This window comes from Acidimicrobiia bacterium, from assembly GCA_035471805.1.
Taxonomy (GTDB): domain Bacteria; phylum Actinomycetota; class Acidimicrobiia; order Spongiisociales; family JAHEDJ01; genus JAHEDJ01.
The window spans coordinates 1-23,034 of record DATIPS010000007.1; the positions used below are offsets into that span (position 1 = coordinate 1).

Below are 23,034 nucleotides of genomic sequence, written 5' to 3' on the forward strand. Positions count from 1 at the left end.
GTGGGAGGCGATAGTGCCGCGCCTCGTCACAGAAGCCGGGCTTCTGCCGCCGGACTTCACCCCCCCGCCTGCCCACGAGGACCTGGTCGCAGCAGGTGCCGGAGCGAAACGGTGAAGATCGCCATCGGCGGCAAAGGCGGAGCAGGCAAGACAACACTGTGCGCGCTGCTGGCAGAGACCTATTCCGAGACGGGCCGGCGGGTACTCGCAGTCGACACGGATCCATCGCCGTCCCTGGCGCAGGCTCTGGCGGTTCCGGACCAGGTGCGGTCGGCGCTGCATCCCATCGCCGAAATGGGAGACCTGATCGAGGACCGTACCGGCGCCCGACCCGGCGCAACGGGCAGCTTCTTCACATTGAACCCGCGCGTGGATGATCTGCCCGATCGCTTCAGCGTGGTTCATCGCGGGATCAGGCTCCTGGAAATGGGGAGGGTCGAGTCGGGCGGCTCCGGCTGCATCTGCCCGGAGAGCGCCCTACTGCGAGCCCTGCTGGCCCAGCTCCTCTACCGGCCGGATGAGGTGCTGCTGCTCGACATGTATGCAGGCGTCGAGCATCTCAGCCGGTCGACCGTCGACTTCGTCGATGCACTGGTCGTCGTCATCGAACCGACCAGGCGAAGCCTCTTGGTAGCTGCTCAGATCGAGACAATGGCTCGTGACATCGGCCTCGACCGGATCTGGCCGGTCGGCAATCGAATCCGCAACAGGGAGGACCGGGAGTTCCTCGAGAGTGCCGTCGGCCCCCTCCTCGGATACCTCCCGGACGACCCAGCCGCCATCGACGCAGATCGCGACCGCACGCCCGTCTACCAGGCTTCCGGGCAGCTGCGCACGGCGGCCGCCGCGATCGCCGGTGAGCTCGATCGAGTCGTGCGGAGCGAGCAACAAGGCATCTCTGCTCCGGGCGGCGCAGCCTCTCCATTCCTCACCGCCGGCGGGTCGACGGGAGACGGGCGATGACTACCACGATTGCAGTGGCAGGCAAGGGCGGCGTCGGCAAGACGACGTTGGCCGCATTGATCGTCAAGTACCTGGGCGCCGTGAATGGTCCGGTCCTCGCCATCGACGCCGACCCGAGCAGCAACCTCAACATGCTGCTCGGTCTCGACCTCGAATCAACGGTCGGGGACATTCGAGAAGGCCTACTCGCGCAGGTGAGAGGTGGCGTTTCGAACATGGGAGGCGGGAACGCCGGGCCTCCGGCGGGAATGGCCAAGGGCGACTATCTCGATTACGAGATCCGCTCGTCGTTGGCCGAGGGTGTCGACTTCGACCTCATCGTGATGGGGCGCCCGGAAGGACCCGGCTGCTACTGCGCGGTCAACAACACGCTGCGCCGGGTGATCGATTCCATCAGCGAGAACTACCGCTACGTCGTCGTGGACAACGAGGCAGGAATGGAGCATCTCAGCCGCCGGACGACCCGCGACGTTGACTTTCTGCTGATCGTTTCGGATCCGACCCGCCAGGGGGTGGTCGCCGCCAACCGGATCGCCGCCCTTCGTCGCGAACTGGACATTCAGGTCGCAGAGGCATATCTGATCGTCAACAAGCTGCGCGGCGAAATGCCGCCTGCTTTGGAGGACCTCATCGGAAACCCGGATTGCCCTCTCCTGGGCACAGTCCCATACACCCCCGCAATCACCGACTTCGAGTTGTCCGGACGGCCGCTGGTCGAACTCGACACCGATTCGAGCTCCTATGCCTCCCTGGCCGCCCTGCTCGGAACGATCCTGTGAGCGAACCCGGCTTGCGAATCCTGGCGATCGTGACAGGCGAATACGGGAAACGTCAGGTCGCCAACATCCTCGAGCGCGGCCCCTCGACCTGGCTGGTGAACGATTGGCGGCCCCCGTCCCCACTTCCCCATATGATCGACGATCCGGATGAGCTGGTACCGGAAACACTGCCGCCCTCGGATCTGCTCCTGTCTTTCGCCGAGACACCGGCCGTCGCACAGCTGCTACCCAGAATCGCAGCGATCACCGGCGCCGGATCGGTGATCGCCGGGGTCGACAACGAAACCTGGTTGCCCAGGGGCCTGGCCGCCCAGCTCATCGGTTGGCTGGGCGAGATGGGTGTCACCTGCATCACGCCCAAGCCGTGGTGCTCGCTGACCCAGACCCAATACGGCGTCAGTCGAAGGCATCAGGAGCCCTATGACGACCGCCATATCGCCGCCTTCGCGCGCTGGTTCGGCAAACCCGACCTCCGCGTGTCGGTCGATCCGGCAACACGGACCATCACCGCGGTCGAAGTGCTGCGGGACGCCGTCTGCGGAAGCGCCGCCTTCGTGGCCGCGCAACTCAAAGGCATGCCGGTGGACGACGCCGAACAGGCGGCCGGGTTGCTGCATCATCACTATCCCTGCCTGGCCGGCATGAACGTGGACGCAGATTTCAACGACACTCTCATGCACGTTTCCGGCAATGCCTTGAAAGAATGCATTGCGGAACAGACCCGGTCGTTCAAGCTCGTCAACTTCATCGTGCCCGGTCGGTGATCCGATCGGAGCATGCCCGGACCCGCCGGCCGACCGCGTGGAGATACCCGATTCCGGACGCCGGTGCATCTACCATCCGCGGCGATGGCGAACCCAACATCGAGACGAAAAGCCGCGGAGACCGATGCACGCGAGGACGCCGTCAGGCAATACCTGGACGAGATCGGCAAATATCCGCTGCTGGACGCAGACGACGAAGTCGACCTGGCCAAGCGCATCGAACGCGGCAACCGCGCCGCCGATGCCCTGGAGCAAACCGAACTGAGTCCCACCGAGCGGGCCAAACTTCAGGCCCTGGCCAAGCGTGGAGTGGACGCCCGGCGCCAGTTCATCAACTCGAACCTTCGTCTGGTCGTCTCAATCGCCAAACGGTATGCGAAGTCCGACCTGCCTTTCCTGGATCTCGTGCAGGAAGGAAACCTCGGACTCATCAGAGCTGTTGAGAAGTTCGAATATCGGAAAGGCTTCAAGTTCTCCACCTACGCCACCTGGTGGATCCGCCAGGCCATCACCCGGGCCATCGCCGACAAGGGCCGGACCATCCGCGTGCCGGTCCACATGATGGACACGATCGGTCAAGTGCGCACAACCGAGAATCACCTGTTCAAAATGCTGGGACGCATTCCCACGGCCGACGAGATCGCCCTCGAATCCGGGCTGACGGCCGCCCGTGTACGCGAAGCGCAAAAGGTGGCACCGGAACCCGTGTCGCTGTTCGAGCCGGTCGGCGAAGACGACGCCGTCCTGGGTGACTTCATCGAGGATCACGACGCGACCACACCGTTTGAGATGGTTGCCGCCGGTTTCGGCCGTGCGGATCTCGAACGGGTCATGATGAAGTTGAACGACCGTGAACGCACTGTTCTGGCAATGCGCTACGGGCTCGAGTCCGGAATCCCCCAGACGCTCGACGAAGTCGGCCGCCATTTCAACCTCACCCGCGAACGTATTCGACAGATCGAGGCAAAGGCCCTCGCCAAGCTGCGGCATCCGTCTGCACCGGGAAGTCTCCGCCACCTGCTGGCCAGATAGGACAGACGCGGTTCGGCCCGGATGTCACACACCCGGGCCGAATCCTGAGGATGGGCCTCACGCAGTTCTGACCAGATCCCACAACTCGTTGCGGTTCGCCTCGAGTGGCAGTTCGACATCGTCCTTGCGGGGGCGCCCTCTGGTCCGTTTCCGGTAGAACGGTGCACCGTCCCAGAAGATGACGCCGCCCCAGACGCCCCAATCCTCGCTGTTTTCCAGGGCGGCCTCCAGGCACTCGATACGAACCCTACATCGGAAACATATCGCCTGAGCCGCCGTCAACTCATCAGGTTGCTCACTGAAGAACAAGTCTCCCTGTCCCCCATCGACGCATAACCCTTGCTGGTAGATCTCGTACACCATGATGTGCCCTTTCAAGAAAAAAACCGCCTTGCTTGCGCTTGGCGGCCTTGCTCGTTGAGGTTTGAAAGTCCTACATCATGAAACGAGCGGCCGCTCACGCGCGCCGGAAACCGTCGGGAGCATCCCGAACAGCTTCGTTGCGTTGTGTGACGACCGAATAATCATCAACCCTGCCTTGGTTACGTCAGGTCAACATATCGAAAACGAGCGCAAGCGTCAAGGTAATAAAGTCCATAGGTTCTAGGTTCTAGGTTCTAGGTTCTAGGTTCTAGGTTCTAGGTTCTAGGGCAGTAGGCCATCGGCAACCGGCAACGACAGGCGGCCGGTTGGTTCTTCCCGGGTATTGCGGCCGAATGCTGGTACCGCTTGGCCCGCAGCCGTTAGTGTTCGTCCCGACTCATCTGGAGGAACACGCGATGGCCACGTGCAAGAACTGCAAGGCAGAACTCACGGAGGGATACGATTTCTGCCTGGCGTGCGGCATGCCGGTCCCGACCGATATTGCGGTCCCGAATCTCGGCGAGCGACCCGAACCCGAGGTCCTCCCTCCACCGCCGCCGGCCGAGCAACCCCCTTTCATGCCGCCCCCACCGCCGGCCGGCCGGGAATCCCCGCCCGCCTATGCCGGCGGGGGCATGCGTGCGGAGGACGAACGCACCTGGTCGATGGCCGCCCACCTATCGGCGTTCGTGCAACTCGTCGGCATCCCCTCAGTCGTCGGGCCGCTCGTGGTGTGGTTGATCAAGAAGGACTCGTCGCCGATGGTCGACGCCCACGGCAAGGAAGCTGTCAACTTCAACATCTCGATCATGCTGTACGGGGTGATCTCGTTCCTGCTGTTGTTCGTGCTGATCGGCTTCCTGCTGCTGCCGGTGATCGGGGTCGCCTGGTTCGTCCTGGTGCTGGTCGCCACCGCGAAGGCCACCAACAACGAGTTCTACCGCTACCCGCTGACGATTCGTTTCATCAAGTAGCCGGCTACATCCATCCGATTGACCCGCCGGCTGAAGCGGGAACGATCGGCGCGTTGGGCGGGACGGGATCGATCCTCGAGTATCCGGCGCCCAGATCGGGCCTCCGGTCCTCCTCACCGCGGTTGGGCCACAGCGCTACCGCCCGCTCGGCCATCGCCGTTATTGAGAGAGAAGGGTTGACCCCCAGATTGGCACCCACCGCCGCTCCGTCGATGACGTGCAACCCGGGATACCCGAAAACACGGTGATAGGGATCGACCACGCCCTCTGCGTCGGTAGCACCGATCGGCGCCCCTCCCAGAATGTGGGCCGTCAGGGGCACGTCGAGAAGCGCCTCGTTGATGGAGCTGCCGGGGTACCCGCCGATGGCGGCGGCCGCCGCCCGGGCCGCCTCATTGGCGATTGGAATGTATGTGGGGTTCGGTTTCCCCTGGTCCGGGGTGGTCGTGAACCGGCCATTCCGGCGCAGCAACCGCAGACTGTTGTCGAGACTCTGCATCACGAGCAGGATCACCGTCCGCTCCGACCAGTGCCTCAGGTTCATGGCGCGCAGGACCTTGAGCGGACTCGCCAGGGCCGCACCGACGAACCTCATCCAGCGAGGCATCTTTCCACCGCCGTCCACGAGGATCGTTGTCAGCAGTCCCATCGAGTTGCTGCCGACCGGATAACGCACCGGTTCAATATGAGTATGTGGTTCCGGGTGGATCGAGGAAGTGATCGCCACTCCCTCGCTGTAGTCGACTGACGTGTCGCGCGCGCTGGCCCCGAGGATCGCCTCGCTGTTGGTGCGGAACTGATATCCGAGGCGATCAGACAGGCCGGGCAGGCTCCCCTCTTTCAACCGCAGCAGAAGCTTCGACGTTCCCAACGCTCCGGCTGCGAACACCACCTGCTCGGCCGTCAGCGTCTTCGGCTTCTTGTTGAACCAGGAGCCGGGTTTCTCTGCGACAACCGAGTATCCGCCGCCGGCCAGCGGAATCACGTTTGTCACCTGGTGGAGCGGATGTACCTCGGCACCGTGTCGTTCTGCCATATAGAGGTAGTTGCTGTCGAGGGTGTTCTTGGCGTTGAAACGGCATCCGACCATGCAACCGCCGCATTGCCGGCATCCCGTCCGGGTCGGTCCCTCGCCTCCGAAATAGGGGTCGGGAACCTCGACCTTCTCCTCACCGAAATAGACGGCGACCGGCGTGGGACGGAATGTCTCCTCGACGCCGAAATGGGCCGCGACCTCCTTGACCACCCGATCCGAGTTTGTTTCGGTCGGGTTGTCCTCGACCCCGAGCATCCGTTCTGCCTGGTCGTAGAAGGGATCGAGTTCATCTGCCCAGTCGGTTATGTCACCCCACTGTGGGTCTGTGAAGAAGGCCTCGTGCGGACGGTACGAGACGTTGGCCCAAACGAGTGACCCCCCGCCGACACCCGCACCCGAGAGGATCATGACGTGTTTCAACAGCGAGATTCTCTGGATGCCGCGCATTCCCAGTCGCGGGAACCAGAAGAAGCGACGCGAGTCCCAGTTCGTCTTGGGGAGCGTGTCGGCGCTCCACCGTTTGCCGGCTTCGAGTACGCCTACCCGATATCCCTTCTCGGTGAGTCGCATGGCTGCGACACTGCCACCGAACCCGCTACCGATGATGATGACGTCGTAATCGTGGCTCACGGCACGATCCTAGGAGAGAAGTCACGGGCGGCGGGTCGTCGGTCGCGAACAGTTCTCATCGGCTTCCGGCGACGTATTCGTTCAACTTGGCGAGAAGACCCTGTTTCTCGTCTTCCGGCAGGAACGTCGCCTCGATCGAGTTGCGGGCGATGCCTGCCAGTTCCTCGTCGGTCAACTCGAGGGCAGTCTGAACTCTCTCGTAGTTGGCACCTATGTAGCCGCCGAAATAGGAAGGGTCATCACTGTTGATCGAGACGTTGAGCCCGAGCTGGAGCATGTCGCGTAACGGATGATCCTCGAGCCGCCCGACCACCCGGAGTTTCAGGTTCGAGAGCGGACAGACGGTCAGCGGCACCTGCTCGGCGACCAGCCGATTCACCAGGGCTTCGTCTTCGAGTGCACGATTGCCGTGATCTATCCTCTCGGCTCCGAGAATATCGAGCGCCTCCCATACGTACTCAGGAGGGCCTTCCTCGCCGGCGTGTGCCACAACCCTCAAGTCCTCGTCTCGAGCCGCGGCGAACACTTCTGCGAAATCTCCGGGTGGATGACCGACTTCCGAAGAGTCGAGCCCGACGCCCAGCAACAGATGTCGATAGGGAAGGGCAGCCTCGAGAGTCGCCATTGCCTCCGCCGCGGGCAGATGACGGAGGAAACACAGGATGAGACCGGACGAGATCCCGAGGCTTTCCGTCGCTGCATCCAGTGCATCTGTGATGCCGCCGATGACGGTACCGATCGGCACGCCCCGCTCCGTGTGGGTCTGCGGATCGAAGAAGATCTCGGCTCTCGCCACCCCGTCCTTCGCCACACGGTCGAGATACTCGAAGGTCAAGTCGAAGAAATCCCGACGTGTGAGCAGCGTTCGGGCGGCCTCGTAGTAGACGTCGAGAAACGACTGGAGGTTCGTGAACTCATAGGCGGCTTCGACTTCCGAGACGTTCGAGTAGCTCAACTGCACCCCGTTGCGTTCACCGAGCGCCAGCATGAGGTCCGGCTCGAGAGTACCTTCGATATGCACATGTAACTCGGCCTTGGGCAAACCCTTCACGAACTCAGTCACGGTACCCCTTTCGGTTCTCTTGGAGTGAGACTATCCGGCCGACCGCGCCAAATGCGTCCTCGACTACCGCGCAGCCGGTGGTCGGGCCACTAACTTCGAAGCTATGAGCACACTTCTTGTCCGCAACGCGGCCGTCGTCGCCACCATGGACGACGAGCGGCGAGAGATCCCCGACGGCGGTTTGTTCGCCAGAGATGGATGGATCGAACAGGTAGGTCCCACCGATCAACTTCCCACCTCGGCCGACGAGATACTCGACGCCCGCCACCATGTCGTTCTGCCCGGTCTGATCAACACACACCATCACCTCTACCAAACCTTGACCAGAGCGGTCCCGGCTGCGCAGGACGCCGGTCTCTTCGGTTGGCTGAAGACCCTCTATCCGATCTGGGCCCGAATGACCGGCGCCGACGTGTTCATCTCCACACAGGTGGGGTTGGCGGAACTCGCATTGTCCGGTTGCACCACCGCCTTCGACCATCTCTATCTGTTTCCGAACGACGCCAGACTGGATGATGAGATCGAGGCTGCGGGCACCGTGGGCATTCGGCTGCACGCCTCCCGCGGGTCGATGAGCCTCGGAGAGACGGACGGTGGACTCCCCCCCGATTCGGTCGTCGAGTCGGAGGATTCAATCCTGGAAGACACACGTCGCCTGATCGAGACTCACCACGATGCGGAACGCGGCGCCATGGTCAGGATCGTGGTCGCTCCGTGCTCCCCGTTCTCCGTCACAAGCGCCGGGATGCGGGAGTCGGCCGAGTTGGCCAGGCAGTACGGAGTGCACCTCCACACCCATCTGGCCGAAACGATCGACGAGCAGGAGTTCTGTCTCGAGATGTTCGGGTTGCCTCCGCTGGCCTATGCGGAGAGCGTGAACTGGGCGGGGCCGGACGTATGGTTCGCCCATGCCGTGCACATCGACGGGCCGGGCGTCGAATGGATGGCTTCCACAGGTACGGGCGCCGCGCACTGTCCTACTTCGAACATGCGGCTCGCCTCGGGTATCGCTCCGGTTCGCTCCTACCTCCAGGCCGGTGTTCGTCTCGGCCTGGGCGTTGATGGTTCGGCATCCAACGACGGATCACATCTCCTCGGGGAGGTTCGCCAGGCGATGCTCTTGAGCAGGCTGGCGGCGTCCCCGACGCTCGAGGGCGGCCCGCTTCTGACCGCCCGCACCGCCCTCGAGCTGGCCACCCGGGGCGGAGCCGAGGTTCTCGGCCGCAACGACGTCGGTTTCCTGGCGCCGGGATTGGCCGCCGATTTCATCGCCATCGATCTGAATCGCCTCAGCTATGCAGGGGCGCTGCACGACCCCGTCGCCGCAGTCGTGTTCTGTCAACCAGGCACCGTCGACTTCTCGTTCGTTCACGGCCGCCGCATCGTCGACCGGGGACGGTTGACCACACTCGAACTCGGGCCGGTCGTGGAGAGCCACAACGCAGCGGCCCGGCGCCTGGTGAACGGCTGAGCACTCCCCACCGGCGCTATAGAGCGATGTCCTCGGGGCGAACCGGGACTCTGGTGAGTGCCTTGCCGGTCGCGTCGCGAATCGCCGCGACGACCGCCGGAGTGGAACTGATGGTCGGCAGCTCGGCAAAGCCTTTCGCTCCGAAAGGCCCCCAACTGGAAGGCTGCTCGATCAGGACTGCCTCGACCGGAGGAGCATCGAGGAACGTCGGCAGCAGGTAGTCGGTGAAGTTGGGGTTTCGAACGATGCCGCGGTCGACGATCAGTTCCTCCATGATGGCGAGGCCGATGCCCTGCATCGTCCCCCCTTCGATCTGCCCTATCACGGACATCGGGTTGAGCGCGAAGCCAACGTCCTGCGCCGTGTCGATCTTGACCACCCTGACCAGGCCGAGCACCGGATCGACGTCCACGACGGCCCGATGCGCCGAGACGGCGAAGTCGACGTGGAGGTTTCCCTGTCCGTTCTCATCCGGTTCATCCGATCCCCGATGCCGGTGCCGGACATGGGCGGAGAAGTCTCCGGCAAGACACGCCTCCGGCAAAGTCGCCACGAGCCGGTCCCCGCGCCAGATGCCGTCTCTCGAAAGGCCGTCTGCGTCGAAGTGCTCGAGAAGTTCGCTCCTGAGTTGCTCGGCTGCTTTCAACACGGCACCACCCGACATCTGCGTCTGTCGGGAGGCAGACGTGGAGCCGGCCGAGCCGATCTTGGAGGTGTCGGCGAACACGACCCGGACGTCCTCGATACCGGTAACGCTCCTCGCAATCTGCTCCAGCACGGTCACCATTCCCTGCCCGACCTCGATGGCCGCCGTGTGAATATCCAGGCCGACCGGTGTCAAGGTGACCCGCGCCTCCGCGTAGTCGTCGAATCCTTCAGAGAACGCCAGGTTCTTGAAACCCACCGCGTAGCCGACACCGCGGACAACGGCAGAGGCGGGAGTGGTCAGTCCGGTTCCCCCCGGAAGTTCTCGAGGATCGATGGAGATCGCCTCATCGGGAAGCGGCATCGCCCGCACCGATTCGATCACCTCTCGGGTCGGAAGAGGTTCGGTTATCAGTTGTCCCGTTGTGGAGAGCACGTCGCCCGGACCGATCGCGTTGCGCAACCGGAACTCGAGGGGATCCATGCCGAGTTCCTCGGCGAGTCGATCCATCTGCGATTCGACGGCGAAGCCCACCTGCACGGCCCCGAATCCTCGCATCGCACCGGCCGGCGGATTGTTGGTTCGTAGGGCGAATCCGTCCACGAACACATTCGGACACCGGTAGGGCCCTACGGCAAAACCCACCGCGTTGGCGATGACCGCCGGGCTCGTCATCGAGTACGCCCCGCCGTCGAGCAGCAGTTTCGCATCCACACGCACGAGATTCCCGGCGCGGTCCGCCTCGTGCCGGTAGTACATACGCGCCGAATGTCGCTTCACGTGGGCGGCGAAGCTCTCCTCCCGTCCGAACACCATCCGCACCGGCCGCCCCGTCCGGAGGGCCAGCAGGCACAAGTGCGTCTGGAGGCTCAAGTCCTCGCGGGCACCGAACGCTCCGCCGAGCCCGGTCGGGTGAACCCGCACCTCTGCGGGTTGAAGCCCGAGGCACTCGACGATCTGCTCGTGATCGACATGTGTCCACTGGGTCGGCCCGTAGACGTCGACGCCGCCTGCGCCGTCCGGCACTGCGATACCCGCCTCGTTGCCGAGCGGCGCCTGATCCTGTGTGGCGGTCTCATAGGTGGCCTCGACCACCACTTCGCCGTGCACGCCCCGGTCACCGCGATAGGAGACGGCCTTCCTCAAAACCTCGTCGCGCGCCAGAGCCTCATCCACATCCGTCAAAGGGTCGAGAGGCTCATAGGCCACATCGATTGCCTGCGCCGCTTGCGCGGCGGTCGTGGGATCGTCGGCCGCCACGATTGCCACCACTTCGCCCCAGTAGCGGATGGTTCCATCGGCCAGTACTGGTTGGTCGGCGACTATCTGACCCTGGAACCGCTTGGCGGGAAGATCATCGTACGTGAGGACCGCCTGCACGCCGCTCATGGCAAGGGCCGGACCGACGTCCAGATGCGTCACCCTGGCATGAGCCAGCGGACCGCGTCGCGCCGCGCCCCACAACATGTCCTGGGCATAGAGGTCGGAGGCATAGGCGAAGCTCCCGGTCACCTTCGGAATCGAATCAGGACGGGGAACCGATTCACCCACGCCCCTGCGTACCTTTCCGGCGGTCTCGGTTCGCGTGGTCATAGCTCATCCACCTCGATCAGGCTCATGATCGCCCGCTCGATGGCACCGTATCCGGTGCATCGACAGAGATTCCCCGACAGTGCTTCCCGGATCTCACCGGAAGTAGGCGAAGGATTGCGCTCCAGCAGGTCGACGCCGGCGACTACGAACCCGGGAGTGCAGAAACCACATTGCACGCCTCCATGGTCGATCAGCGCTTGTTGCAGCGGGTGGAGCTCGCCGTCGGAGACGATCCCCTCGACCGTCGTCACCGGCAGATCGTGAGCGTCGGCCGCCATGACCAGGCAGGAACACACCAGGTCACCATCGAGGAGCACCGAGCAGGAGCCGCACTCCCCCTGCTCACAGGCGTCCTTCGTGCCGAGCAGATTCAGTTCATCCCGCAGCACCTTCAACAGGCTGATCGGCGTGGTCACTTCCGCGTCGAGGACCTCTCCGTTGACTATCAACCGGACGTTCATGCCAGGCACCTCTCCAGAGCACGGCGGGCGAGCACACCGACGGCCATCCTTCTGTACTCCTCTGTCGATCGATGATCGGTGATGGGTCGCGCTTCCTCCGAAACGAGCCGCTGAAACTCATCGAGTGCTGTTTCACCGGGCGCAGCTTCTCCGGTGATCATCTCCTCGGCCCGCCGGGCACGGAGAACCGTGGGTCCGACTGCGCCCATCGCCACCGTCGTTGCTCCCGCTCGATCCCTGGTGACACAGACGGAGGCAATCGCGATCACCATCGCTTGTCTCACCCCTATCTTGGCGAACGCCGTCCGCTCCGGCACGACCTCCGGAAGGTGGGCGCCGAGGATCACCTCGCCCGGCTGCAATGCGTTCTTCTTCGGCCCCGTGAGGAACTCGTCCCATCTAATCAGTCGAGATCCGGCACTCGAGACCAGCTCGACCGTGGCGTCGATTGCAGCCAGGAACGGCAGGGCATCTCCTGCCGGACTGGCGGTTCCGAGATTTCCCCCGATGGTGCCGGCCGCTCGAATCTGCGGTGAACCGACCGTCCTGGACAGCTGGGCAAGGGCCTCTGTTTCACTGTGCTCCAGCCGTGCGTAGGTGACGCCGGAACCGATGAACGTGCTGTTCCAGATCTTGAGTTCCTGCACATTCCTGAGCGAGATGACGTTGTCCGGTCGCAAAACTCCTGCATTGACCAGAACCATGGAATCCGTGCCTCCGGCGAGGAGCAGAGCGTCCGGGAACGACGCGAGTGCATCAAACACGCCGGCCAGGTCCTGGGGTCGAACGATCTCCATGAGTGACACGCTAGTGGGCCGTCGGCACGACTGTGGAACAAGACCCGTCCGGCACCGGCTAGCTTCGTATCGAGCGATTCGGAGGTGACGCACGTGGCCGACATCGAGGCAGTTCTGGAAACATGCGAGAGGCGGTTGGAGGCCGGTTCACCCGTTCAACTGGGGGCAGAGGGATTCTGGACGGTGATCGGGCGGGTCAAGCGGGATCCGGCACTCGTAGAGAAGTACGCCGATCGGATCGGCCACATCGACAGACTCGCCTTCGAGGCCTGGGTGTTCCGCAGTTTTTCGATACGGTTCGGCGAGGTCTTGCTCTGGTTCGGAACGATCGTCGGTCTGGCGATCATCTCGGCGGGCTATTACGTCGACGAACCCTGGAGCGCCTTGCTGCTCCTTGCCGGCACCGGAGTGCTTCTCACCACTACACACGGACTCGGCCACCTGATCGTCGGCCGGATGGTCGGTATCCGGTTCACGCACTGGTTCATCGCGGGATTGAGCCGCCCGCAACCGGGCGTCAAGACCGACTACGCCAGCTACTTGCGGGTCCCGGCTCGCAAGCGGGCCTGGATGCATGCCTCGGGTGCCCTCGTCACCAAGGCTATGCCCTTTCTGATGCTGGGTGCTGCCTGGGGCATGGAAGCCCCCGGCTGGTCGTGGATTGCGCTCATCGGACTCGGCCTGGTGTTGATCACTACCGATGTGACGTTGTCGACCAAGCAATCGGATTGGAAGAAGTACGGGCGAGAAATGGCTATTGCACGGGAACTCGGCGAATAGCAGAGGGGGTCAGACTCTCCGCGAATGCTCGAACTAACCCATCAGAAGGACGGCTGTACCTCCAAGAGACCCGGCCCGCAGCGCACCGAGTGCCTCATTGGCTCCGGCCAGAGGATATCCGTCCGTTGTGGTGACAACCGGAATCCGGACCGCCAGATCGAGGAACTCCAGCGCATCGCGCCGCGTGTAGTTGGCAACGCTGCGTATCTGCCGCTCCAACCACAGGTCGTCGTAGTCGAACCGGGGAACCTCGTCGAGGTGGATGGCGTTTATCGCCACCACTCCTCCCCTTTCCAGCGCCCGGAGGGCCTGGACGACCACGGAGCCGGCCGGTGCAAAGGTGATTGCCGCGTCGAGCCGTTCGGGCGCCCGGTCGGCATAGCTTCCGGCCCAAACTGCCCCGAGTTCGATGGCCCGCCGTTGTTCGGACTCAGATCTGGTGAAGACGTATGTCTCACAACCCCAGTGGGCAGCCACCTGAATGGTTAGTGATGCCGACGCCCCGAAGCCGAACAGGCCGAGCCGCCCCCCGGGCTGGATCCCCGCAACCCGCAGTGACCGGTAACCGATCACACCGCCGCACAACAGGGGGGCGAGCTGCGGGCCGGTCGGTCCGGCTGGAAGCGGAAATGCGAAGTCGGCCCTCACCTTCACCTGGTCGGCGAATCCACCGTCCCGATCCCAACCGGTGAAGCGGGCGAACCTGCACAGATTCTCACGTCCGCCGGCACAGAACACACATTCCCCGCACGCCCCGGCCACCCATCCGACGCCGGCCCGGTCACCGATCTTCCAGCCCGCCACACCCGCCCCGAGCGCGGCGACGGTCCCGACTATCTGATGACCCGGCGTGACGGGTAGCCGGTGTGCCTCGATGTCGCCCTCGACCAGTTGAAGATCCGTCCGGCAAACCGCGCAAGCTTCGACCTCGATGGCCAGCTCGAGTGGGGCGGGCTCGAGGTCGGGCAGTTCGACGAGCTGCAGAGGCGAATCCTCGACGGATGACTGCCGGACGAGTCGCATGGCGCGCATGCCTTGAGTCTGCCACGGTCGAACCGCGTTCAATGAAGAATCGGCCTTAGACCAGGCGGATGCGAAGGTGGATCAAAACGCGGCGAGGCCCGGCGATACCGAACGCATCGCCGGGCCCACCGTTGATTAGGCCGTTACAGAGTGAAGGCTCGGAGCATCGATGACTCGGCCAGAGCATGCCACTCCTGCACCGAGTCGCGGAACTGACGCCACGGGCCGAGAATCTCGTTGAACCGGCCGTCGGTAGCGGCAACCTCGTCGAGCACACCCTCGAAGTCGGTCTTGAAGGCCGTCAAGACGTCCTCGGGGAACTCCCTGATCTCGGCAACCTGCTTGACCTGGGCGAGGGCATCCGAGTTGAGCACGTCGTAGTTGGCCATCGTGCCGAGATTGGCTGCTTTGGCGGCGTTCTCCACGGCGGCTTGATACTCCTCTGGCAGTTCATTCCACAAAGTCAGCGGCATCTGAACCTCGAGCGTCGAGCCAGGCTCCCACCACCCCGGGTGGTAGTAGTAGAGCTGGCTGCCGAGTTCACCCAATCCGAGGATGAGATCGTCGTACGGTCCCACCCACTCGGCCGCGTCGATCGCCCCTGTTTCGATCGATGTGATGATGTCGCCACCGGCCACAGTCACCTGCTCGGCTCCGAGATTGTTGAAGCTGCGGCCTGCCAGACCGGGAATCCTCATCTTGAGGCCCTGGAGATCGGCGACCGAATTGATCTCCTTGGTGAACCAGCCACCCATCTGCACGCCTGTGTTGCCGGCCGGGAACTGGATGAGGCCGAACTCTTCCGCGTAGTACTCGCGCAGCATCTCCAGACCGCCGCCCGCGTAGAGCCATGCGTTCTGCTGGCGTGAGGTGAGGCCGAAAGGCACAGCCGTTCCGAACTGCGTCGCCGGGCTGAGGCCTACGTAGTAGTAGGACGCGGTGTGGCCTGCCTCGGCGCCACCGTCGCGCACCGTCGGCAGAACCTCGAGGCCACCGACCAGCTCGCCGGCCACGCGCGGAGTCACGGTGAACTTTCCACCCGTCATCTTCTTCAGTTCGTCGGAGAAGATCTGGGCTCCGGCTCCAATGGTCCCGATCAGCGATCCGGGCCAGCTCGTCGGCATCTGCCAGTTGAGAACCGGCAGGTCGGATTGCGACAGAATGACTTCGGTGATCTCCGTGGTGTCATCGGCCAGGGTGGTGCTGACCGCGGCGTCTTCGTCACTGCTGCATGCTGCCAGGATCGATCCGGCAGCAGCAAGTCCGGCGACGCCGATGCCACTCTTGATGAAATGGCGTCGACTTACGCTTAGGTCTTCGACTCTTTCGTCCGTCTCCTGCGGAGATACGTGCTGAGACATGTCGCGGTCCTCCTCCGATCGCTCGAACCGTTTTAGCACGCCGCCGTAGGTGATGTCGACCGATCGCGAGAAAAAATGATCCGGTCTATCCGCTCGGCACGAAGAGATTGAAGGACGCCTCGACGATTCCGGGGAAGAAACCCAGAACCAGGAGCGCGAGCCCCTGAAGGGCCATGAAGGGCAGAGCACCCTTGTGGATGTCTGCAGTTTTGACCTCGGGCGGAGCGACGCTCTGCAGGTAGAACAAGGAGAAACCAACCGGCGGCGAGATGAAGGCCATGTTCAGGTTCACCGCCATCATCACCGTGAACCAGATCTTCTCCTGGATGGTGAACCCGAGCGTGTCCATCGCCGGCAGGAATATCGGGACGACTATGAACGTGATCTCGAGGAACTCGAGGTTGATCCCGAGCAAGAAGACGGCAATCATCGCCACGATCACGAAGCCCGTCTTGCCGCCGCCTATGCCGGCCAGGAAATCGGCAGTGGCGTCGGACCCTCCGAGCTGGAGAAACATCAGCGAGAAGAAAGAAGACGCAAACAGAAGTGTCATCACCAGGACGCTGATGTTGGCGGTCGATCTGGCAGCTTCCCGGAGCGCTTTGGGTGTCAACCGCCAGCGCGGTGTGATGTGCTGCGCACCAGCCTTGATGAGTATCTTGTCGAACAGGTAGGCGAGCACGGCCAGAAGGAGAGCTCCGAAGACGCCGACGGCTCCGGATTCCGAGGGAGTCGCAATGCCCGCGAAGATCGAGTACAGGACCCCGATTATCAACATGATGATCGGCACCACGGAGAACAGGACCTCGAGAGCCAGCACCTTGCCGGTCAGAGTCCTCTCCTCGATCGGCATGGCCGGACCGACGCCGGGACGGAGGTAGGAGATGCCCACCGCGTATGCGATATACAGGCCGCTGAGGATGAGGCCCGGTATCAATGCACCGGCGAACAAGCCGAGAATGCCGACGCCCATCTGCTGAGCCAGCAAGATCAGCACCAGGCTCGGGGGAAGCAACTGCGCGAGGGTTCCGGACGCGGTGATGACCCCTGTCGCCAGCTTGTGGTCGTAACCCAGGCGGACCATCGTCGGCAAAGACAGCAGGCCCATCACGATCACCGTGGCGGCGACGACACCGGTTGCAGCTGCCAGCAAGGTGCCGACCAGCACAACTGCGGCGGCGACCCCTCCCTTGAGCGGTCCGAGCAGCATCCCTATTGCATCGAGCAGCCGCTCGGCCAGGCCCGATCGCTCGAGAATCGCTCCCATCAATACGAAGAACGGAACCGCCAGCAATGTGGAGTCCGACACGGCTCCGAACCACCTGCCCGGCAGCACGTTGAGAGTGCCGGGATCAAAAGTCCCGGTGAGATCACCGATGAAAGAGAAGAGAAGGGCGGTCGAGGCGAATGAGAACGCCACGTTGTATCCGATGAGGATCAACACCAGGAATATGAGGAACATGACGAGTGAGAGGGCGACGCCGAGTTCCATCATTCCACCCGCAAAGGCGCTTCGTAGGCAGCGACTCCGGCCAGTTCCTCGTGCCCGAGCAGGACCAGGATCTGCTTGATGATCTCGGCAACGATCTGAGTGGCCATCAGGAAGAATCCAATGAGGATGAGCAACTTGATCGGACCCCTGGGGAGCCCGCCGGCATCTGTCGACTGCTCCCAGATCTCCCACACCTTCCAGGTCGACCACGATCCGTTGAAAGACCGACCCATTCCGGACAAGGACCAGGCCCACAGGACCTTCATCGACAGGACCAGGAACGGCAGGAAGAGAAACACGTGTATGAACAGATCGATGACGGCTTTCGTCTTGTTGGAGAAGTCGGCCCACCAGAAGTCGATACGGGGATTGACCCCTTCACGGACGCCGTAGTTGAAACCGAGGAGGAAGAGGGCCCCGAACAGCATCCATTGGAGGTCGAAGATCTCACCGACGATCACATCGCGTTGTATGAACCGCGCCGCATAACGCGTGACGACGTTGAAGAGACCAAGAAGGAAAACAACCCATACCAGCCCCAGCGAAACGCTTCCGGTGAAGGAAGTGAACGCCTCGATGGCACGACGCAACCGGAAAAGCAGGCCCACCATCCCGCCGGGAATCTCTATGGGTTCCGCCAGTTCGCGATGCCTGGCAAGTCCCTCCAGAAGGTCCTCGGCAGCCTGCGTAGCGTCGGATTTCGAGCCCGTTTCGCTCAATAGCCTCTCCATGCGTGTGATACGTTGGGATTCTCACGTTACCGCAAACGGTTCTCCGGAGCGCTCAAAAGTGGAGGGACTCTCTCATACGCAAGTTGCGAGTAGCCAGAGCGTTGACGTTTGCGGCTTTTCTCCTTGCGGCGAACGGCTGCGGATCAGACACCCCCGCCGCCAGCGGCGAACCTACCGCGAATGAGTTCAATGCCGCCCGGCGAGCCGCTCGAATCGAAACGACCGGATGCGGCCTGGCCCCGGACCGGACCGGGTCCGGAGTGGCGGTCGGCGATGGTCTTGTGATCACCGTCGCCCACCTGGTTGCCCGCGCCGACACCATCGAGGTGACGGTCGGGAACGGCGAGGCAGTCGAAGCCGCCGTCACGGCCGTCGACCTGAATCTGGACCTGGCCGCCCTTCGGATACCGTCCAACGGAATACCCGACATCGAACTGGCGGATGCAGCCAGAGGAACAACGGGGCTCATCGTCGGCGGAGCGGCCTCGGGCACGGTGGCGTTCGAGGTGAAAGATGTGGTCAGCTTGTCGATCGAGGAGGTTCTCGGCAGCGCCCGGCACAGCCGATCGGGCTATGAGCTCCGGTCCGTCACCACCACGGGAGATTCGGGAGCGGGAGTCTACGATCCCGAACACCGACTGATCGGTATCGTGTTCGCCACAGGACGTGACGGTGAGTCCACCTGGATCACATCCAGCGCCGAGGTCGCGGGTTTCCTCGCCGAAACCGGTGGCGACCGCACACCGATAGCCTGCAACGCAGAGAGTTCCCGGCTCGAACTCCCCTAGGGTCCGGCCCGGCCGGCAATTCGGTTGATGGCTTGTTCGGACGACCTGGGAACCGTGTAGACCGATCCGGCAATCTCCCAGTCGGCGGCGAGCACGGTGCCCCCGACCGGCTCGATCGCAACGTCCGCCGGCAGCTTCTCGATCATTCTGGTGGCCGCTTGTCTGATCCGGCTGGCCTGCAGCAGGATCACCCCCGTGGAGGTCAAGGCCACCACCTTGTAGTCGGTTGAAGCCGCCACGGCGAGCGCGGCACCCGCCAGACCGATCACGACACGCGTCGCCCAGTCTTCCCAGCCGACCCATTCCGCCACGATCACCATCCCCACGAAGGAGGCTATCCCGAAAGGCAGCATGAGCCGGTGACGTCTCCACATGTACGCCGCGTCGATCACATAGGTTCCGTCGTCGAGGAACCGCGCGATCGATCGAAGAAGATTGGCCTTGCGCACCGTCGGGTCAGGTTACCCGAGCACAGGCGTCACATTTCCTCGACTACCCCGAACGACTCATGGCGAACGACGACCCGATCCCCCAGGCGGACGATCTCGGGGCCGATCCTCAGCGGGGTCCGGCCGGCGGCCCACTCCACGGCAGCCCGAGCCGTCGGGTGTCCTGCCAGTTGCTCCAGGTTCTTGCGGGTGGGGAGGATGACCGTTGCCCTGCCCTCGGCGGCCGCCGCCAGCGCCCGATTCGGCGTGGTCCAGACGGAATGCACGGTCTCGACCCGGTCGTGCCCGGCCTGCTGATCCTCTGGAGCCACCGCAACGAAGAAACGCGTATCGAATCGGCGGTGAACACCGATGGGGGTCACCCACCACGACCACCAGACCAGCGAACCGAGATCCAGGGTGAGGTTCTCCGAGCGAAGCCAGTCTGCCCAGTCCCAGTGCGCTTGCCTCGCGTTGAGACGCTCCCTTGCCGCGCTGAACGACGTCGACGCCAGATCTTCAGCAGCCAATCGCTCCCCGGCGCGGGTGGCGAACAAGAGTCCGGCTTCCTCGAAGGTCTCACGCACCGCCGCCACGTAGAGGCGGAGAGCGAGATCAGGCGCGACACTCATCCGCTCACCTTCCGAATGCGGGTCTATCCCGCTCCACAAGTCGGCGTCCAGATCGTCGGAAGCGTCCAGCTTTCCCCCCGGAAACACGTATGCGCCTCCGACGAAATCGGAATCGAGGTGGCGCTCCAGCATGAGGACTTCGACGCCGTCCACTCCATCTCGCAGCACCATCACCGTTGACGAGTCGACGGCGGGAACGGGCGGGCTGGATTGGCTCATGACCCGCAGTGTATTGACAGTCTGCTTCGTGCGGTGCGGATGCGAAGACAGATCGGAATGGATCGGGCCGGCCGATGGTTGAACGCACCGGACCGCCGACACCGGAGCAGATCGATGACATACCCAACCCTGACGGACCGATCACCGACGATCGTTTCGATGCACGCGTACAGCAGGATTCTCGGATCCATCCGTGGCGCACAGTCGGAGCCTCATCCCCGCTGGTGGCATGCTTCCCTGCAGGTCACGCCCGAAGGTCTGGCCACCGGGGACTTTCCGCTGGAAGGGTCGACCGGCCGCCTCGTGCTCCAACCGGGCGGCCGGGTGATCAGTGGAACGGGAACCAACGGCGATTTCACCGTCGCACTTGCCGGTTCGGCCGCCACCGTGGGCCGACAGGTCCTGGACGGACTCGGCGCAACGATCGACGTCGACCCTGAGAGCTGGAATGCCATCGCAGCCGGCGAATATGATGCCGCCGTCGCAGATCACTATCACCGGGCGCTGCTGACGGTCTGGGAGACGCTGGAGGAGAGCGCAGGTTGGATCGCGGTAGATACGGGTCCACTGAATCTGTGGCCGCATCACTTCGACGTCTCCTTCGAATGGTTCAGCAATGCGGTCGAGGTCTACCAGGAAGAAGGCGGCCCGAAGGAGTACAACAAGCAGGTCGGCTTCGGCTTCAGCCCGGGAGACGACGGCGACCCGCAGCCCTACTTCTATGCCAACCCGTGGCCGTTCGACGAGGCGTTCCGAGCGGTGGAGCTTCCGGAAGGGGCCTCATGGCACGCGGAAGGATGGTCGGGTGCGTTCCTGCCCTACTCCGCGGTCGTCCAACGTGGGTCGGGGCTCCTGGCGGAATTCTTCAGCGTGGTCTTCGACGGAACGCGTGAGGCGTTGAGCTGAGACCCAAATACGCCCGTGGTCCGAAGTCCTGGGTCCTGGGTTCTAGGTTCTAGGTTCTAGGTTCTAGGTTCTAGGTTGCAGGTGCAGGTTCGAGGTCGTGGAGCGCAGCACTCAGAACCTGGAACAGGCCGCCGCCGGCGCCTACACGATCCTTCGGTCGCTGGCCCAGCGCGCCAGCTCGTAGCGGCTGGAGAGCTGCAGCTTCCTGAGCACGGCGGACACGTGTGATTCCACCGTCTTGACGGAGATGGACAGCTTGGTAGCCACCTGCTTGTACGCGTAGCCGCGGGCGATCAGACGCAAGACCTCGCGTTCGCGAGAGGTCAGCTGATCCAACTCCGGGTCGGCCGGCGCAGGCACGGTGTCGGCGAAGGCGTCCAGCACGAAGCCTGCCAGGCGCGGCGAGAAGACCGCGTCGCCGTCGTTGACACGGCGGATCGCATCGGCCAGTTCCGCAGGCGCAATCGACTTCGTCACATAGCCCCTGGCACCGGCCCGGATCATGGCGATAACGTCTTCGGCTGCATCGGACACAGACAGGGCCAGGAACTTGATGTCGGGGTTGGTCTCGAGCACTGCGTTGACGACTGCCAGACCTCCGCCGCCCGGCATGTGGACGTCGACCAGCACGACGTCCGGCAGCGTGGAGCGGATCCGTTCGATCGCGTCGTCGACGTCCGAAGACACACCGGCCAGGGCGAACACCTCGCTCAACTCGGCCTTGACTCCCGACAGGAAGAGCTGATGGTCGTCGACCAGGAATACGTCGATCACGTTAGCCTCACAGACATATGTACTTCGGTTCCTTCCCCGGGGCCGCTGCTGATGACGGCTTCGCCACCGGCTCTCTCCATCCGACCGATGATCGACTCTGAAATGCCTTTACGATCCGGGTCGGTTCCCTCGAGAGCGAAGCCGCACCCCTGATCAGAAACGAACACGTCGGCCGTGCCGTCGGAGGCTTCGGCAAACACCGAGATCAGCCCGGCTCCCGAGTGTTTGGCCGCATTCGTGATCGCCTCGCCGGCCGCGGCTACCAAGGCTCGCACCGCCTCGTCCATCGGGGCGTCACCGACTACCACGACATCGATCGGGACCTGATGGACCGATTCGAGCCGGGCCGCCGAACCCTCGAGGGCCGACCGCATGGTCTCGCCGTCCGCCGAAGGCTCGGGGCCGTACAGCCAGCCGCGCAGTTCACGCTCCTGCTGACGGGCCAGCATCGCCATCGATTTCGGATCATCCGTTCGCTGCATGAGAGCAAGGGTCTGCAGGACCGAATCGTGGAGATGAGCGGCCATCTCGGCCCGCTCTTCAGACCTGATGCGCTCACCACGTTCCGCCCCCAACTGACCGACCAGCCTCCACACCCACGGACCAAAGATGAGCAGAATACCGGCGATCGTCAACCCCACAGCCAGAGAAACACTTCCCACCAGTGCGTAGGCATCTACGGAGTTGAGATAGATGGCCAGACCACCGGTCATGAGTACCCCGCCGGCCATGATTCGGACCGCCACCGATCGCCAGTTGCCGCCTTCCCCCACGAATGTCTGTGTCGCCCATCGGCTCCGCCGTGACGGATCGACCCGCGACCAGGTCAGGGCAAAGCCGAACGAGATGAAAGTCGCCGACCAGACAAGCGAGTCGCCGAACCAGGATCCCAGGCTCCTCAACGTCAGAAGCACTCCGGCGAAGAGTATCCAGAGCGCCAACCTCTGACGCGGGAGCCGAGCCGCGAATCGCTCGCGCATCACGTCGACCCTCTCGGCGGGGACCTCATCGAGTGACAGGACCCACAGGACGCCGTACAACAGCAGTCCGATTCCGCCGGCAAATGCCAGCGAGACAAAGGCGGCCCGGACGTAGACGACCTCGATCTCGAGCACGTCGGCGATGCCGCCGCTCAGGCCGGCGACCATGCGGTCGTCGACGCTGCGCACGAAGGCGAAGCGCCGGCGCTGCGTTTGCTCGACTGTCTGGTCGGTGATCGAATCCTCCTCGGGCTTACGCGAGAATGATCCCACAGCAGAGAACTCCACCCAACAAGGGATCACCCTCACAAAACCCTGATCTCTCAGGGAATCGGTGGGGCCATACCT

Annotated in this window: 23 protein-coding genes; 9 read left to right on the plus strand and 14 right to left on the minus strand. The window is 63.5% G+C overall.

All coding sequences use genetic code 11. From position 1 onward, the window contains the following. Window positions 1–111 precede the first annotated feature (111 nt). From VLT15_01110 to VLT15_01125, 4 genes are all read left to right on the plus strand, one after another. Window positions 112–963 (plus strand): ArsA-related P-loop ATPase, encoded by an 852-nt coding sequence (locus VLT15_01110; protein HSR43812.1) that lies wholly within the window; start codon window positions 112–114, stop codon window positions 961–963. Then, the gene (locus tag VLT15_01115; GenBank protein ID HSR43813.1) at window positions 960–1,742 is read left to right on the plus strand and encodes an AAA family ATPase; all 783 of its coding nucleotides are present in this window, start codon (window positions 960–962) and stop codon (window positions 1,740–1,742) included. Before VLT15_01110 ends, VLT15_01115 begins: the two co-directional genes overlap by 4 nt. Continuing rightward, a complete protein-coding gene (locus tag VLT15_01120; protein ID HSR43814.1) occupies window positions 1,739–2,506 on the plus strand; it encodes a DUF166 family protein in 768 nt (255 codons plus the stop codon). Before VLT15_01115 ends, VLT15_01120 begins: the two co-directional genes overlap by 4 nt. An 84-nt stretch (window positions 2,507–2,590) precedes the next feature. Next, window positions 2,591–3,538: a sigma-70 family RNA polymerase sigma factor gene (locus VLT15_01125; GenBank protein HSR43815.1), complete on the plus strand. Its 948-nt coding sequence runs from the start codon at window positions 2,591–2,593 to the stop codon at window positions 3,536–3,538. 57 nt (window positions 3,539–3,595) lie between these two features. Here the strand turns inward: VLT15_01125 and VLT15_01130 are convergent, their stop codons facing one another. After that, window positions 3,596–3,901, minus strand: coding sequence for a WhiB family transcriptional regulator (locus VLT15_01130; protein HSR43816.1), 306 nt, complete (start codon window positions 3,899–3,901; stop codon window positions 3,596–3,598). 416 nt (window positions 3,902–4,317) lie between these two features. Between VLT15_01130 and VLT15_01135 the strand changes: the two genes are divergently transcribed. Continuing rightward, entirely contained in the window at window positions 4,318–4,875 is a 558-nt protein-coding gene (locus VLT15_01135; GenBank protein HSR43817.1) for a DUF4870 domain-containing protein, read from the plus strand. A 4-nt stretch (window positions 4,876–4,879) separates the two neighbouring features. Here VLT15_01135 and VLT15_01140 read toward each other — a convergent pair whose 3' ends face one another. Beyond that, window positions 4,880–6,541, minus strand: a complete 1,662-nt coding sequence (locus tag VLT15_01140) for a GMC family oxidoreductase (GenBank protein HSR43818.1) — start codon at window positions 6,539–6,541, stop codon at window positions 4,880–4,882. 55 nt (window positions 6,542–6,596) lie between these two features. Further along, window positions 6,597–7,604 carry an adenosine deaminase gene (locus tag VLT15_01145; GenBank protein HSR43819.1) on the minus strand — a complete coding sequence of 336 codons (1,008 nt, stop codon included), beginning with the start codon at window positions 7,602–7,604 and terminating at the stop codon, window positions 6,597–6,599. 103 nt (window positions 7,605–7,707) lie between these two features. Here VLT15_01145 and VLT15_01150 point away from each other — a divergent pair, with 103 nt between their 5' ends. Further along, window positions 7,708–9,075 carry an 8-oxoguanine deaminase gene (locus VLT15_01150; GenBank protein HSR43820.1) on the plus strand — a complete coding sequence of 456 codons (1,368 nt, stop codon included), beginning with the start codon at window positions 7,708–7,710 and terminating at the stop codon, window positions 9,073–9,075. A gap of 16 nt (window positions 9,076–9,091) precedes the next feature. Here VLT15_01150 and VLT15_01155 read toward each other — a convergent pair whose 3' ends face one another. Genes VLT15_01155 through VLT15_01165 form a run of 3 tightly spaced genes read right to left on the minus strand, consistent with a single transcriptional unit; the run spans window position 9,092 to window position 12,572 of the window. Next, the gene (locus VLT15_01155; GenBank protein ID HSR43821.1) at window positions 9,092–11,314 is read right to left on the minus strand and encodes a molybdopterin cofactor-binding domain-containing protein; all 2,223 of its coding nucleotides are present in this window, start codon (window positions 11,312–11,314) and stop codon (window positions 9,092–9,094) included. After that, window positions 11,311–11,775 carry a (2Fe-2S)-binding protein gene (locus VLT15_01160; GenBank protein HSR43822.1) on the minus strand — a complete coding sequence of 155 codons (465 nt, stop codon included), beginning with the start codon at window positions 11,773–11,775 and terminating at the stop codon, window positions 11,311–11,313. The genes VLT15_01155 and VLT15_01160 overlap by 4 nt, the downstream gene beginning before the upstream one ends. After that, window positions 11,772–12,572 carry an FAD binding domain-containing protein gene (locus VLT15_01165; protein ID HSR43823.1) on the minus strand — a complete coding sequence of 267 codons (801 nt, stop codon included), beginning with the start codon at window positions 12,570–12,572 and terminating at the stop codon, window positions 11,772–11,774. The genes VLT15_01160 and VLT15_01165 overlap by 4 nt, the downstream gene beginning before the upstream one ends. Before the next feature lie 93 nt (window positions 12,573–12,665). Here VLT15_01165 and VLT15_01170 point away from each other — a divergent pair, with 93 nt between their 5' ends. After that, complete coding sequence (locus tag VLT15_01170) at window positions 12,666–13,352, plus strand: hypothetical protein (protein HSR43824.1); 687 nt, start codon at window positions 12,666–12,668, stop codon at window positions 13,350–13,352. Between the two features lie 33 nt (window positions 13,353–13,385). Here VLT15_01170 and VLT15_01175 read toward each other — a convergent pair whose 3' ends face one another. From VLT15_01175 to VLT15_01190, 4 genes are all read right to left on the minus strand, one after another. Next, window positions 13,386–14,375, minus strand: coding sequence for a zinc-binding alcohol dehydrogenase family protein (locus VLT15_01175; protein ID HSR43825.1), 990 nt, complete (start codon window positions 14,373–14,375; stop codon window positions 13,386–13,388). Between the two features lie 143 nt (window positions 14,376–14,518). Beyond that, on the minus strand, window positions 14,519–15,736 hold the full coding sequence (locus VLT15_01180; protein ID HSR43826.1) for an ABC transporter substrate-binding protein: 1,218 nt from the start codon (window positions 15,734–15,736) through the stop codon (window positions 14,519–14,521). Window positions 15,737–15,821: 85 nt separating this feature from the next. Then, a complete protein-coding gene (locus VLT15_01185; protein HSR43827.1) occupies window positions 15,822–17,228 on the minus strand; it encodes a TRAP transporter large permease subunit in 1,407 nt (468 codons plus the stop codon). Beyond that, window positions 17,228–17,959 (minus strand): TRAP transporter small permease subunit, encoded by a 732-nt coding sequence (locus VLT15_01190; GenBank protein HSR43828.1) that lies wholly within the window; start codon window positions 17,957–17,959, stop codon window positions 17,228–17,230. The genes VLT15_01185 and VLT15_01190 overlap by 1 nt, the downstream gene beginning before the upstream one ends. Window positions 17,960–18,042: 83 nt before the next feature. Between VLT15_01190 and VLT15_01195 the strand changes: the two genes are divergently transcribed. Next, window positions 18,043–18,747 (plus strand): serine protease, encoded by a 705-nt coding sequence (locus VLT15_01195; protein ID HSR43829.1) that lies wholly within the window; start codon window positions 18,043–18,045, stop codon window positions 18,745–18,747. Here VLT15_01195 and VLT15_01200 read toward each other — a convergent pair. Both VLT15_01200 and VLT15_01205 read right to left on the minus strand, forming a co-directional pair. After that, complete coding sequence (locus VLT15_01200; GenBank protein ID HSR43830.1) at window positions 18,744–19,196, minus strand: hypothetical protein; 453 nt, start codon at window positions 19,194–19,196, stop codon at window positions 18,744–18,746. The genes VLT15_01195 and VLT15_01200 overlap by 4 nt on opposite strands. A 29-nt stretch (window positions 19,197–19,225) precedes the next feature. Then, a complete protein-coding gene (locus tag VLT15_01205) occupies window positions 19,226–20,026 on the minus strand; it encodes an NUDIX hydrolase (GenBank protein HSR43831.1) in 801 nt (266 codons plus the stop codon). Window positions 20,027–20,140: 114 nt separating this feature from the next. Between VLT15_01205 and VLT15_01210 the strand changes: the two genes are divergently transcribed. After that, window positions 20,141–20,932 carry a DUF5996 family protein gene (locus tag VLT15_01210; protein ID HSR43832.1) on the plus strand — a complete coding sequence of 264 codons (792 nt, stop codon included), beginning with the start codon at window positions 20,141–20,143 and terminating at the stop codon, window positions 20,930–20,932. A gap of 141 nt (window positions 20,933–21,073) precedes the next feature. Here VLT15_01210 and VLT15_01215 read toward each other — a convergent pair whose 3' ends face one another. Both VLT15_01215 and VLT15_01220 read right to left on the minus strand, forming a co-directional pair. Further along, window positions 21,074–21,706 (minus strand): response regulator transcription factor, encoded by a 633-nt coding sequence (locus VLT15_01215; GenBank protein HSR43833.1) that lies wholly within the window; start codon window positions 21,704–21,706, stop codon window positions 21,074–21,076. After that, window positions 21,703–22,959 (minus strand): PspC domain-containing protein, encoded by a 1,257-nt coding sequence (locus tag VLT15_01220; GenBank protein ID HSR43834.1) that lies wholly within the window; start codon window positions 22,957–22,959, stop codon window positions 21,703–21,705. Before VLT15_01220 ends, VLT15_01215 begins: the two co-directional genes overlap by 4 nt. Window positions 22,960–23,034 lie beyond the last annotated feature (75 nt).

Coding starts and splice junctions, on each gene's coding strand:
- VLT15_01210 (HSR43832.1), top strand. CDS start 20,141: ATGACATACCCAACCCTGACGGACCGATCACCGACGATCGTTTCGATG.
- VLT15_01135 (HSR43817.1), top strand. CDS start 4,318: ATGGCCACGTGCAAGAACTGCAAGGCAGAACTCACGGAGGGATACGAT.
- VLT15_01190 (HSR43828.1), bottom strand. CDS start 17,959: ATGGAGAGGCTATTGAGCGAAACGGGCTCGAAATCCGACGCTACGCAG.
- VLT15_01175 (HSR43825.1), bottom strand. CDS start 14,375: ATGCGACTCGTCCGGCAGTCATCCGTCGAGGATTCGCCTCTGCAGCTC.
- VLT15_01185 (HSR43827.1), bottom strand. CDS start 17,228: ATGGAACTCGGCGTCGCCCTCTCACTCGTCATGTTCCTCATATTCCTG.
- VLT15_01130 (HSR43816.1), bottom strand. CDS start 3,901: ATGGTGTACGAGATCTACCAGCAAGGGTTATGCGTCGATGGGGGACAG.
- VLT15_01180 (HSR43826.1), bottom strand. CDS start 15,736: ATGTCTCAGCACGTATCTCCGCAGGAGACGGACGAAAGAGTCGAAGAC.
- VLT15_01205 (HSR43831.1), bottom strand. CDS start 20,026: ATGAGCCAATCCAGCCCGCCCGTTCCCGCCGTCGACTCGTCAACGGTG.
- VLT15_01125 (HSR43815.1), top strand. CDS start 2,591: ATGGCGAACCCAACATCGAGACGAAAAGCCGCGGAGACCGATGCACGC.
- VLT15_01155 (HSR43821.1), bottom strand. CDS start 11,314: ATGACCACGCGAACCGAGACCGCCGGAAAGGTACGCAGGGGCGTGGGT.
- VLT15_01115 (HSR43813.1), top strand. CDS start 960: ATGACTACCACGATTGCAGTGGCAGGCAAGGGCGGCGTCGGCAAGACG.
- VLT15_01165 (HSR43823.1), bottom strand. CDS start 12,572: ATGGAGATCGTTCGACCCCAGGACCTGGCCGGCGTGTTTGATGCACTC.
- VLT15_01160 (HSR43822.1), bottom strand. CDS start 11,775: ATGAACGTCCGGTTGATAGTCAACGGAGAGGTCCTCGACGCGGAAGTG.
- VLT15_01150 (HSR43820.1), top strand. CDS start 7,708: ATGAGCACACTTCTTGTCCGCAACGCGGCCGTCGTCGCCACCATGGAC.